Origin of the sequence: Leptotrichia wadei (genome assembly GCF_007990445.1) — a bacterium.
Classification (GTDB): Bacteria; Fusobacteriota; Fusobacteriia; order Fusobacteriales; family Leptotrichiaceae; genus Leptotrichia; species Leptotrichia wadei_A.
On sequence record NZ_AP019841.1, the window covers coordinates 467,561 to 480,910 of the forward strand.

Sequence of the window (13,350 nt, forward strand, 5' to 3'; positions counted from 1 at the left end):
TTATATGTGTTTAGAATTTAACAAAACAAAAATTTTGGTTATCAAAATAATATTATTTGTGGAAGTTTTTTTATAAAAATGTTAAAATATAATTGTAGATACAAATATATTGATAATTAAATAAATAAAGGTTAATTTTAAGATCGGATATTAGAATTTTAGCAAGAATTTTTAAAATAAATTTTATTGGAGAGAAAAGATAAGAGCAGAAAAAGAGAGGAATGGTGGAAGGATGAAACTGGATAATTTTGAGAAAATTGAAAATTATGAAGCAGAAAGAGAAAAAAAGGAGCTGGATTTTATTATAAATCTGACAAGGGAAGCGTTGACTGATCCTGAAAAGGAAAAGGAATGGAATGCGGTTAGAACTTCATTTGCGCTTTATACTGAGGGAAGAAAAAAAGGGACATTTATGATAAGACCTCGTTTTTTTGAAAGTAAAATTGAGATTGAAGATTTTGAGTATTTGCTGGATACTGTGCAAAAATACTCTGATAAGAGGCTTCATCTTACAACTAGGCAGGATTTTCAGCTGCATGGAATAAAAAGGGAAAATTTGCCAGATTTACTGGAAACTATTTCAAAAAGAGGCTTTTTTACAAAAGCGACTTGCGGAGATTCGACTAGGGCGGTAATTACACCGGAAACAACAGGATTTGAAGAAGAAGTCTTTGATGTTTCACCTTATGCAAAAATTACGACAGATTATATTTTAGACGGCCGAACATTTATGCATTTGCCAAGAAAATATAAAATTGCTTTTTCAAATAAGGAAGAAAATTCGCTTTATGTAAAAATAAACGACATTGGATTTCAAGCGGTAATTCAAGATGGGAAAAAAGGATTTCGTGTGTATGTTGGCGGAGGAATTGGACCGATTTCAACTAATGCCATTGTTTTAAGGGAATTTATTGAAGAAGATGAGTTTTTGTATTACATACATGCAATAAGAAGTGTGTTTAACGATCATGGAAATCGTAAAATTCGTGCAAGAGCAAGACTTCGTTATGTTTTATTAAATTTGGGAGAAGAAAAATTTTTGGAATTGTGTAACGAATATATTTCTAATTTTTATGCAGAAAAAGGGGACAGCCTTAAGATTTATACGAGAAAATTGCTTGATGAAAGAGAAATTTTAGATAAAGAAAAGAAATTGAAAAAAATAGAATTATTTTCTAGCGAAGAAAATACAGATGAAAGCATTAAAAATGATGAATTTATAAAAAGCGACAGAAATATTGTGGCTGGAAAGTATAAGGGAGAATATGGATATTATTTAAGACCTGCGAGAGGAAATATTTATAAGGAAGATGGAGAAAAATTAATTGAATTTGTAAAAAATTTGGATTACAAAGTTGAATTGAAACTTACAAGTTTTCAAAGTATTTTGGTTCGTGGACTTAAAAAAGAAGATGTTTTAAAATTAAAAGAAATTATGAGCAAATATTACGGAGAAAATGAATTTTACAGTTCATATTCTTGTATCGGAAGTACAACTTGTAATGTTGGAATTTTAGATACTCCGCCAATTTTAGACTATATTTTTGAATTTTTTGACAATGATGAAAAAAGAGAGCTTACAAATTATTTGCCGCAAATAAGAATTGCTGGATGTCCAAATTCATGTGCAACACCTCAAATTGCACGTCTTGGATTTAGCGGAAGACGTAAAAAGGATGGAGAATATTTTGCAATTTTTGCAAGAGGAGAATTTACAGGTAAAACTGTAAAACTAAATGAAATTGTGGGAGAAATAAAAGCAAGCAAAATACCATATTTTCTTGAAGATATTGCAAATATTATAAAAAATGAAAATATTGAATTTGAAAAATTTGCAAATGAAGATAGATTTCTTGGATTAATTGAAGATTACAAAGAAATTGAAGTAGAAAATGTTGATTTTAATGAATTTCGTAAAATTGATGCCGAAAAGGCTTGGTAAAATAAAAAAGCAAGAGAGAATCTATAGGAGAGAATCTATGTATGTTGAATTAAAAAATATAAACAAAATGTATAACGACTATAAAGCGTCAAATGACATCAATTTAGGAATAAAAAAAGGGAAATTAGTGGCATTATTAGGACCTTCAGGAAGTGGGAAATCTACGATTTTGCGAATGATTGCTGGATTGGAAACACCTGATTCTGGGGAAATTGTGATAGACGGGAAAGTCGTGAATGATGTTTCGCCTAGTAAAAGAGGGATCGGTTTCGTTTTTCAAAATTATGCATTGTTTCGTTATATGACGGTTTTTGATAATATTGCTTTTGGATTGAAAATTGCGAAGGAGAAAAAGTCGGTTATTAAAGAGCGAGTGGAAAAATTGATGGAACTTGTGAATATTAAAGGGCTTGGGAAACGGTATCCAAATCAGCTTTCGGGAGGACAGCGACAAAGAGTGGCTTTTGCGAGGGCATTAGCTCCAAATCCTGAAATATTGTTGCTTGATGAACCTTTTGCGGCGATTGATGCGAAAGTTAGGCAGGATCTTAGGAACTGGTTGCGTGAAACGATTGATAAAGTGGGAATTACAAGCATTTTTGTGACTCATGATCAGGAAGAAGCAATTGAAGTGGCAGATGAGATTATTGTAACAAATAAGGGAAAAATCGAGCAAATTGGGAGTCCAAAGGAAATCTATGCCAATCCTAAAACTGCATTTGTAGCAAAATTCATGGGAAATCCAATAGAACTGGAAAATATAAACAAATTTAAAGGCTTTGAAAATTTGGAAAATAGTCAGAAAGCAATAATTCGCCCTGAAAATGTAAGTATTATAAAATCAAATGAAAAATTTAGATACTCAGCCTCAACAGAAACTGGAATTGTTGAATACACTTTATTTCGTGGAAAAGAAGTAGAAATTGGTGTAAGAATAAACGGAATTTTGATAAAAGGAAACCGAAAAATAGAAGAAGATACGGTATCTGTAGGAGAAGAAGTCAATATTTACATATATCGTGCCTATGTTTTTGGGAAAAATGAGGAAGTGGAAATTGTGGAAAATGCAAATACAAGAAATCAAAATGATGTTGTTATTTAAAAAAAATAAAAAAAGATTTTTTAAATATCTAAAAATATTTTTATATAAATTTTTTCAAAGAAATTATGATTAATAGAGATTTTTTCTGTAATTTTTATGTTTTTTCTTTTTTATAAAGCAAAGGGGAACAGTCGCCATCCCTCTTGCAAACCCGGCTTGTCTAAGCATTTTTTGAAAACAAAAATTAAACTTGCTTCGCTCACTTTCGCAAATAAAAATTGATAAAACTTTACAAAATAAATTTATTATAAAGATTATGGCGAAAGAAACACATAAATGTGTTTAGTAATTTTTATTTCAAAAAAATCACGACATTTTTAATTATGAAAATTAATTTGATTAAAAAGATTTTAAAATAAAATATTGATAAATAAAAAAAGAAAAATAATATAGTTTAATAGTATTGAATGGAGTAGTTAATATCATTAAAATTAATAAAAGAGGTAATTTTATGGCAGAGAATAAGGATGATAAAAATAATAAGGAAAGAAAAAAACTTAAAATAAAGGAATTAGAAACGGATGTATTGATTATTGGTGGGGGAACTGCTGGATGCTATGCGGCGATTACACTTGGAAAAAATTCCAATTTATCGGTAATTGTGGCTGAAAAGGCGAATATTAAAAGAAGTGGATGTCTTGCGGCTGGAATTAATGCGATAAATGCCTACAATGTAAAAGGGCGTGTGCCACAAGATTATGTGGATTATGCAACAAAAGATGCGAATGGAATTGTACGTAATGACTTGCTAATTACTGCAGCGAATAGATTTAACGAAATTACGGCTGAAGTAGAAAAATTAGGACTTGTAATTTTGAAGGATGAAAATGGAGAATATGTTGCACGTGGGAACAGAAATATAAAAATAAATGGAGAAAATTTTAAGCCGATACTTGCTGATGCGGTGAAAAAGACAAAAAATGTGAGAGTTTTGAACACGCTTAATATTACGGACTTGCTTGTGAAAGATGGAAAAGTTTATGGAGCTGTTGGATTTTCTATAAAAAAAGAGGAAGCGTTTGTGATTAGGGCAAAAAAAGTTATAATCTCGACAGGAGGAGCGGCTGGACTTTATAAGCCTAATAATCCTGGATTTTCACGACATAAAATGTGGTATCCGCCATTTAACACTGGAGCAGGATATGCGATGGGAATTTTGGCAGGAGCTGAGATGACAACTTTTGAAATGAGATTTATTGCTTTGAGATGTAAGGATACAATTGCACCAGTTGGGACGATTGCTCAGGGAGTCGGAGCAAAACAGATAAATTCGAAAGGATTTGTGTATGAGGATAAATATGGACTTACAACGAGTGAGCGTGTTTATGGAACTGTGCGAGAAAATCAACTTGGAAATGGGCCTTGTTATTTGAAAACGAGTGGAATTAGTGAAGAGGAAAGCGATAGTTTGTTAAAAGCATATTTGAATATGGCACCAAGTCAGACATTGAAGTGGATTGAAAGTGGAAAAAATCCAAATGAGCAAGATGTGGAAATCGAAGGTACGGAGCCTTACATTGTTGGAGGGCATACTGCAAGTGGCTTTTGGGTAAATACGAATAGAGAAACAACGATTAAAGGACTTTATGCAGCAGGTGATGTAGCTGGAGGCTGTCCACAAAAATATGTTACAGGAGCGTTGGCAGAAGGAGAAATTGCTGCACTTGATATAATTTCAAAATTGAATGATGAAAAAAATTGTGGAAAACTTGATGAGAATGTGGAAAACTTTTTGGATAATCAAAAAAAACAAATTATTGGACAATATGAAAAAATTAGAAATACGAAGGCTAGAAGATTTTCAACTGAAGATATGGAAGAGGGAATGCAGAAAATTATGGATGAGTATGCAGGTGGAATATCGACAAATTATCAGTTTAACGAGAAACAATTGAAACTGGCAAAGCAGAAAATTGATCAGTTGATAGAGCTTTCTGATGAGCTTTCGGCAGATAATATGCATGATTTGATGTTTGTTTATGAATTGAAGGAGCGATTGACGGTTTGTAAATCGTTAATTGGACATCTTTTCTTTAGAAAAGAAACTAGATGGCATTCATTTAATGAAAATTTAGATTATCCTGAAACCGATGAAAATTATTTTAAATATGTAAATTCGAGATTGGTTGATGGAGAGCTGGAAGTATTTACGAGGGAAATTGTGAAGGAGGACAAGTATGAGCATAGTAATTGATCCATATAAATGTATTGGGTGTACGAAATGTACGCAAGTGTGTCCAGGTACTTTAATCGAGATGCAAAAAGTTGAAGATATGAAGGTCAAAAAGGCAGTTATGCAATATCCAAAAGATTGCTGGGGATGTGTTTCCTGCGTGAAGGAATGTCCAGTTCAGGCGATTTCATTTTTCCTCGGAGCAGATATTGGTGGAAATGGAAGTACGATGACGACTAAAGAGGAAGGCGATATTCTAAAATGGATTATTGAAAAAAGAGATGGAACTGTAGAAGAAATTGATATAAATAGAAAAGATGCTAATAAATATTGATAAATATAATGAATAATAAAAATGGCTACCTCAATTATGAGATAGCCTAAATTGATCTTTTTCAAAAATGCTACGTATTTTCTTAAACTAATTATACAACATTTTAGAGAAAAAAACAATAATAATTTTAATAAAAAAAATAATTTTTTGAGTTTTTATAGAATTCAGATTAATTTTATTATATAATGTAAGTGGCTTAAAAATAAGTTTGATCTCTTATTTTAAGTATCTCCGTAAAAAGGAGGTGCAAAAATGCTACGGTATATAAAAATAACAATACTGATTATAGTATTATTCTTTTTGATACAAAATAATGCTATGTAGCAGTATTTTTTCTCACTATTCTAAATCTGAGTAGTGAGTTTTTTTAAAATAAATTACTTTAATATAAAAAATATTCTATTTACAAAGTAAAATTAAATTGTATATACACTTGACTATACAAATATGATGTGCAATAATATAGAAAATAAAATATATTAAATTTTTTTATTCATAAGTTTAAAAAAATAAAAAAAGAAAGGGTGATTTATAATATGAATGAATTATCTCACTTAGATGAATTGGAAGCAGAGGCGATATACATTATTCGGGAAGTTGCAGCTGAATGCGAAAATCCTGTTATGTTGTATTCGATAGGGAAGGATAGCTCGGTTATGTTACATTTGGCTATGAAGGCATTTTATCCTGAAAAACCGCCTTTTCCTTTTCTACATGTAAATACTGGTTGGAAATTTAAGGAAATGATTAATTTTCGTGATAAAAGGGCGAAAGAACTTGGAATTGAAATGATTGAATACATCAATCCTGAAGGAGTTGAAAAAAATATTAATCCGTTTGATCATGGATCTTCGTTTACTGATATTATGAAAACACAAGCGTTGAAACAGGCACTTAATAAATATGGATTTACGGCAGCATTTGGTGGAGGTCGTAGAGATGAAGAAAAAAGTCGTGCTAAAGAAAGAATTTTCTCATTTAGAAATGCAGCACAAGCATGGGATCCTAAAAATCAACGTCCAGAAATGTGGAAACTTTACAATACAGAGATTAGTAAAGGTGAAAGTATTAGAGTTTTCCCAATTTCTAATTGGACTGAAAAAGATATTTGGGAATATATTCAAAGGGAGAATATACCAATTGTGTCGCTTTATTCGGCAGCAGAACGTCCTGTTGTAGAAAGAGATGGAAATTTAATCATGGTTGATGATGAGAGAATGCGATTGGAAGAAGGCGAAGAGTCTGAAATTAAAATGGTTCGTTTTAGAACGCTAGGAGATTATCCGTTGTCTGGTGCTGTGGAATCAGATGCTGTAACTTTGGAGGAAATAATTGATGAAACATTGAGTTCAGTTGAATCTGAGCGTACAAGTAGAGTAATTGATAGAGATAGTGGGGCAGCAAGCATGGAAAAAAGAAAAAGAGAGGGGTATTTTTAATGGTGAGATTATTAAAATTTATTACTTGTGGAAGTGTGGATGATGGAAAATCAACATTGATTGGAAATATTCTTTATAACTCGAAATTGCTTTATGCAGATCAAGAGGAAGCATTGATTTTAGATAGTAAAGTTGGATCACGTGGAGGAGCGATTGATTATTCGCTACTTTTAGATGGATTGATGGCTGAAAGAGAGCAAGGAATCACGATTGATGTGGCTTATCGTTATTTTACCACAAATAAACGTAGCTTTATTGTGGCTGATACGCCAGGTCATGAAGAATATACAAGAAATATGGCGGTTGGAGCTTCATTTGCCGAAGTTGCGATTTTGCTTTTGGACGTTACAAAAGGTGTACTTGTTCAAACTAGAAGACACGCAAGAATTTGTTCAATGGTCGGAATACGTCATTTCGTTTTTGCAGTAAATAAAATGGATTTAGCAAATTATAGCGAAGAGAAATTTAATAAAATTGTCGCTGAAGTGAAGGAATTGGCAAAAGAATTGGAATTAGAAAATATAAAAATAATTCCTGTGAGTGCAACTGAAGGAGATAATGTTACTAAAAAATCGGAAAATATGCCTTGGTATAAGGAAGAAAGCATTATAGAATATTTAGAAACAGTTGATGTGACAGAAGATACTAAAAATTCTGATTTTTATGTACCAATTCAAAGAGTTTGCCGTCCAAATCATGAATTTAGAGGATTTCAAGGACAAATTGAAAGTGGTTTTATAAAAGTTGGAGAAGAAATTGTTGTGTTGCCAAGTAATGAGACTGCGACTGTGAAAACAATTTTGAATGGGGATAGAAGTGTGGAAGAGGCATTTTCAGGACAAGCTGTTACAATTCAGTTGGATAAAGAAGTAGACGTGAGCCGTGGTTCTGTTATTACTAAAAACAAAAATCTTACAGTTTCAAAATCGGTTGAAGCTGCATTATTGTGGATGGATGATGATAAGTTAATTGTAGGAAAAGAATATTTGGCAAAACTTGGAACGAAGAAACTTCCTGCAATATTGAAGGAAATTGTTTATAAAATTGACGTTAATACTGGAGAAAAAATTAAAACACAAAGTATTACAAAAAATGAAATTGCTCTTTGTAAAATTGAATTTTCAGATAAAGTTATTGTTGATTTGTTTAAGAAAAATAAGACTTTGGGAGAATTGATATTAATTGATAGACTTTCTCATCAAACGGCTGCTGCGGGAGTAGTGGAAAATATTGATACGACTGGGGAAAAACCATATTTTGAAAAAAATGATATAAAAATTGGTGGATATATTTTTGAAGAATTGTATTTTGATTTTGAAAATGCGAGAATGTCTAAAGAAGAAACAGGAGAAAAAACGTATCATGTAGGCGATATTGTGCCTCAAATGGGAGATAGCTTCGAGTATCCGCAATATTTTGACATTATTTCACTTGAAAGCGAAGCGGCAGTTTTAGTTAGAGATCGTAAGATTTTTGATATTGTGAAATTGGAAGATTACCACTTTACAGGGCTTCCAGTGTTAGATGAAGCAGGATTTGGATTGCAGATAAAAACTAGAGAAGATATGAAAAATTATCTTGCAGACCATAATCAAAATAAAAATAAAGTAGAAATTCACAAAAAATGGGCAAAATTTGAGACTTATAGAAGAATAGTAAGTGGAGATAGTTTTTACGTGATTTAAAAAATTATTAAATAAAAAGGGAAAGGAAAAGGGAAATATGCTAAAAAAACTGAAAGTGCCATTGATATTTGTTGCAATTATAATTTTACTTTATTTTGTGGGAATTATGCGACAAAACAGTAAAATTGGGAAGAATAAGCAAAAAATGGAAATTGTGAATGTTTCCTATGATCCTACCCGTGAATTGTACGAGAGATATAATGGGCTGTTTAAGGCATATTACAAGGAAAAGTATGGAAAGGATGTGAATATTATCCAGTCACACGGAGGGTCAGGATCGCAAGCACGTTCAGTAATTGAAGGTCTTGATGCAGATGTTGTGACATTAGCTTTGGAAAATGATGTAGCACTTCTTGAGAAAGTAGATTTGCTAGAAAAAGGCTGGGTAGATAAATTTCCAGGCAGTTCTTCTCCGTATACCTCGACAATCGTTTTTCTTGTAAGAAAAGAAAATCCACAAAATATCAAGGATTGGAACGATTTAGTAAAAAAAGGAGTAAAAGTAATAACACCTGATCCAAAAAGTAGTGGTGGAGCTTGCTGGAATTTTTTGGCAGCATGGTCGTATGGACTTGAAAAATATGGAAAAGATGAAAATAAAATAAAAAATTTTGTAAAGAGCATTTATGATAATGTGGCTGTAATGGATTCAGGAGCAAGGGCAGCGACTACAACTTTTGTGGAAAATAATCAGGGAGATGTGTTAATTGCATGGGAAAATGAGGCGATTGCAACGGTTAAGGAATATCCTGACAAATATCAAATTGTTTATCCAAGTGTGAGTATTTTAGCTCAGCCGACAGTCGCAGTAGTCGATAAAATCGCAAAAAATGATGGAACGTATCAAATAAGCACAGAATACTTGAAATATCTATATTCTGAAAAGGCACAAGAAATAATCGCTGAAAGCGGTTATAGACCTTATGACCAAAAAGTTTTAAAAAAATATGGAAATAAATTTGATTTAAAGATGAAATTGACGAAAATAGATAATTTTGGTGGATGGAAAAAAGCATATGAGAAATTTTTCAATGAAGGTGCTTTATTTGATAAAATTTATTAAATAGTGCAAGAACACTTGCAACTTTAGTCATGAGATGAATTGTACGAAAATTAAGGTTAAATCCTAAACATTATGATAATAGACAATCAGCAGCTAATCCTGAAAAGGAAAGTTCAACGACTATCCCTCGTGAGGGGAGTACAATACAAGCGATAGGTATTGGAAGTGGTTTCGCCTAAGTCCTTGAAATAGGATATGGATAAGATATAGTCTGTGCTTGTTAGAGATAACAAGAAGTTCAAGGCTAATCTCCTTAATTTGTTAAGGAGTATATATGCCATGAGAACTGCATAAGTAGTAGCGAACTTATGTGAACGACACTTCCCACTGTTGTGGGGTTTTAAAAACTTTAAAAATAAATAAAAAATATTACTTTTTTGACAGATAAAATGTAGAATACATGGTATAATATCTCTGATGAAAAGGAGGTGATTATATATGTATTTAACATTGAAACAACAGGTAAAACATCTTAGTAAAAAGGAGTTTAGGAATTTAAAACATTTATCTCATATAGCCAAGAACTTAACTAATGAAGCTATATATAATATTAGACAGTATTATTTTAATAAGAAAAAGTATTTAAGTTATAGTGAAAACTATAAAATGCTTAAAAATAGTGAAAACTATAAGAAGTTAAATTCTAATATGGCACAACAAATTCTAAAAGAAGTAGACGGAAGTTTCAAATCATTTTTTGGACTTTTAAAACTTGCTAAAAATGGTCAATATGATAATAAAAAAATAAAATTACCTAAATATCTTGCTAAAGATGGATTTACAACTCTTGTTATAGGTTTTGTAAGATTAAAAGATGGTATTCTGATAGTTCCTTATTCAAATTTGTTTAAGAAAACTCATCAGGAGATTAAAATTAAACTACCACCAGTATTAAAAGACAAGAAGATAAAAGAGATTAGAATAATACCTAAACAACATTCTAGGTACTTTGAAATTCAATACATTTATGAGGTAGAAGAAGTTCAAAGGGAATTAAATAAAGAAAATGCACTAGGAATTGATTTAGGGATAAATAATCTTTGTACTTGTGTAACCAATAATGGAGCATCATTCATAATAGATGGTAGAAAATTAAAATCAATAAATCAATACTATAATAAGGTAAATGCAAAATTACAGAGTATAAAAGATAAGCAAAAGACCTCCCGCACAACATTAAGGCAAAAGAGAATAGCTAGAAAGAGAAATAATCGTATAAATGATTATCTTTCAAAAGTGGCAAGAATAATTGTAAATTATTGTCTTAATAATGATATAGGAAAACTAGTTCTAGGATATAATGAGGATTTTCAAAGAAAATCAAATATAGGAAGCATAAATAATCAGAACTTTGTAAATATACCATATGGAAAATTAAGAGATAAATTAATATATCTATGTAAACTATATGGAATAGAATTTAAACTGCAAGAAGAGAGTTATACATCGAAAGCAAGTTTCTTTGATGGAGATATAATTCCAGTATACGATAAAGAAAATATACAAGAATATATATTCAGTGGAAAAAGAATAAAAAGAGGACTATATCAAACAAGTAAAGGTTATCAATTAAATGCAGATTGTAATGGAGCATTAAATATTTTAAGAAAAAGTAAAGTTGTGGATTTAAGCATCCTATACAATAGAGGTGAACTGGACACGCCTAAAAGAATAAGGATAGCATAGGACTATCAAACTTCTTAGAAAATTTTTAAATGTTTTTAAAGATTTTAGAACCCTGTGACTTTAGTCGTGGGAGGTTCAGGAAAATTAAAAATAAAAAGGTTTTAATTGAAAGGAGTGAAAAATGAAAATATTAGCTTTAAAAAGAAAAGAAAAAACTATAATTCCAGGTTTTGGACTGACATTTGGAATATCACTGGCAATGTTGTCAATTTTAATATTGATACCGCTAGCCTCAATATTAGTCTATTCGTTTCGATTGTCACCTTCTGAATTTTGGCAGCTTATAACAGAAAAGGCAGTTTTAAGTGCACTTTTTACAAGTGTCGGTTGTTCATTCATTGCCGCCATTATAAATTGTATTTTCGGAGTAATTTTGGCGTGGGTACTTGTAAAATACGATTTTTTTGGAAAAAGGTTTTTAGATGGAATGTTGGAATTGCCTTTTGCCTTGCCTACTGCGGTTGCAGGAATTACGCTTTCAAAAATGTATTCTGATACTGGAATTGTTGGAAGATACTTTGCAAAATTTGGAATAAAAATTTCATACACTCACATTGGAATAATAATTGCATTAATTTTCGTTGGAATTCCTTTCGTGGTAAGGGCAGTTCAGCCGATATTAGAAAAATTAGATAATCAGTACGAAGAAGCGGCGTACATATTAGGTGCAGATAGAAAAACAACTTTTTGGAAAGTAATTTTTCCAGAGATAAAACCTGCACTTTTGACAGGATTTGGACTTGCATTTTCGAGAGGAATTGGAGAATATGGAAGCGTAATTTATATTTCAGGAAACAGCCTAAAAGAGCATACACAAGTTATTTCCTACGTAATTATGCAAAAATTAAATTATGTTGACTATCCTTCAGCAACTGTTATAGCTTTAGTAATGCTAATATTTTCATTCATACTTTTATTTTTAATAAACTTAGTTCAAATGAACCAATTTAAGCGAACAAACAATATTTAGGGAAGGGGAAAGCAATGGATAAAAAAAATAACACGATAAAATATGTATTAATAACAATAAGTGTACTATTTGTTGGAATTATGCTAGTATTGCCACTAATAGCAATTATCATAAATTCACTTCAAAAAGGCTGGGCATTTTACATAAAAAGCCTAACTGACAAATACGTTCTTTCAGCCTTGAAAGTGACAATAATTGCAACAATTTCAGCACTAATTATAAATACTTTTTTCGGAATAACAGCAGCATGGCTTCTCACAAAATTTTCTTTTCGTGGGAAACATATTTTAGCCACGCTAATAGATATCCCCTTCTCAATTTCACCAGTAATCGCAGGTCTTGCCTTCATTATGACCTTTGGAAGAATGAGTTGGGCAGCACCTTATATTACGGCATTGAATAAATTTTTTGTATTAGATATAAAAATAGTGTTCGCAATTCCAGGAGTAATTTTAGCAACTGTTTTTGTGACATTTCCATTTATTTCAAGGGAAATAGTTCCAATCTTGAATGCGCAAGGAAAAGATGAGGAAGAGGCAGCGGCACTAATGGGAGCAGATGGATTCACAATTTTTAGAAAAATAACATTACCACATATAAAATGGGGATTACTTTATGGAATAATTCTTTGTACAGCAAGAGCATTAGGAGAATTTGGTGCAGTAAATGCACTTTCAAAAGCAAGAGGAGGAACTTTCACATTGCCACTAGAAATAGACGCACTTTATTTATCAGGTTCATCAGAGTCAATAACAGCAGCTTTTGCAGTATCTTCACTTTTAGTACTTATTTCGATAATAATTTTGATTATTAAAAATATTGTTGAACATAAATCTGCTAAAAAAGGGATTTAATAAAAAAATAATTGCAAATTTGAACTAGAAAATATATAATTGTATATGTAATTGTAATTTTATAACAAATTCAAATTTCTAAAAAATTAATCAAATGAAAAA

10 protein-coding genes are annotated in these 13,350 nt (G+C 31.2%); all 10 read left to right on the forward strand.

Annotated elements, in window-relative coordinates; all coding sequences use genetic code 11:
- Window positions 1-232: 232 nt before the first annotated feature.
- The 10 genes from FVE74_RS02360 (at window position 233) to FVE74_RS02405 (ending at window position 13,248) form a co-directional block, all read left to right on the forward strand.
- On the forward strand, window positions 233-1,942 hold the full coding sequence (locus FVE74_RS02360) for a nitrite/sulfite reductase (RefSeq protein ID WP_147003028.1): 1,710 nt from the start codon (window positions 233-235) through the stop codon (window positions 1,940-1,942).
- A gap of 37 nt (window positions 1,943-1,979) precedes the next feature.
- Complete coding sequence (locus FVE74_RS02365) at window positions 1,980-3,044, forward strand: sulfate/molybdate ABC transporter ATP-binding protein (RefSeq protein ID WP_147003029.1); 1,065 nt, start codon at window positions 1,980-1,982, stop codon at window positions 3,042-3,044.
- A gap of 451 nt (window positions 3,045-3,495) precedes the next feature.
- Window positions 3,496-5,238 (forward strand): adenylyl-sulfate reductase subunit alpha, encoded by a 1,743-nt coding sequence (locus tag FVE74_RS02370; protein ID WP_147003030.1) that lies wholly within the window; start codon window positions 3,496-3,498, stop codon window positions 5,236-5,238.
- Window positions 5,222-5,551 carry a 4Fe-4S dicluster domain-containing protein gene (locus FVE74_RS02375; RefSeq protein ID WP_147003031.1) on the forward strand — a complete coding sequence of 110 codons (330 nt, stop codon included), beginning with the start codon at window positions 5,222-5,224 and terminating at the stop codon, window positions 5,549-5,551. Before FVE74_RS02370 ends, FVE74_RS02375 begins: the two co-directional genes overlap by 17 nt.
- A gap of 536 nt (window positions 5,552-6,087) precedes the next feature.
- Entirely contained in the window at window positions 6,088-6,990 is a 903-nt protein-coding gene (gene cysD / locus FVE74_RS02380) for a sulfate adenylyltransferase subunit CysD (protein ID WP_147003032.1), read from the forward strand.
- Window positions 6,990-8,675, forward strand: coding sequence for a sulfate adenylyltransferase subunit 1 (locus FVE74_RS02385; RefSeq protein WP_147003033.1), 1,686 nt, complete (start codon window positions 6,990-6,992; stop codon window positions 8,673-8,675). Before cysD ends, FVE74_RS02385 begins: the two co-directional genes overlap by 1 nt.
- Before the next feature lie 37 nt (window positions 8,676-8,712).
- Window positions 8,713-9,738: a sulfate ABC transporter substrate-binding protein gene (locus FVE74_RS02390; RefSeq protein WP_147003034.1), complete on the forward strand. Its 1,026-nt coding sequence runs from the start codon at window positions 8,713-8,715 to the stop codon at window positions 9,736-9,738.
- A gap of 438 nt (window positions 9,739-10,176) precedes the next feature.
- Window positions 10,177-11,424, forward strand: a complete 1,248-nt coding sequence (locus FVE74_RS02395; RefSeq protein WP_147003035.1) for an RNA-guided endonuclease InsQ/TnpB family protein — start codon at window positions 10,177-10,179, stop codon at window positions 11,422-11,424.
- 121 nt (window positions 11,425-11,545) lie between these two features.
- Window positions 11,546-12,394: a sulfate ABC transporter permease subunit CysT gene (cysT, locus tag FVE74_RS02400; protein ID WP_147003036.1), complete on the forward strand. Its 849-nt coding sequence runs from the start codon at window positions 11,546-11,548 to the stop codon at window positions 12,392-12,394.
- A 14-nt stretch (window positions 12,395-12,408) separates the two neighbouring features.
- Window positions 12,409-13,248 (forward strand): sulfate ABC transporter permease, encoded by an 840-nt coding sequence (locus FVE74_RS02405; RefSeq protein ID WP_147003037.1) that lies wholly within the window; start codon window positions 12,409-12,411, stop codon window positions 13,246-13,248.
- Window positions 13,249-13,350 lie beyond the last annotated feature (102 nt).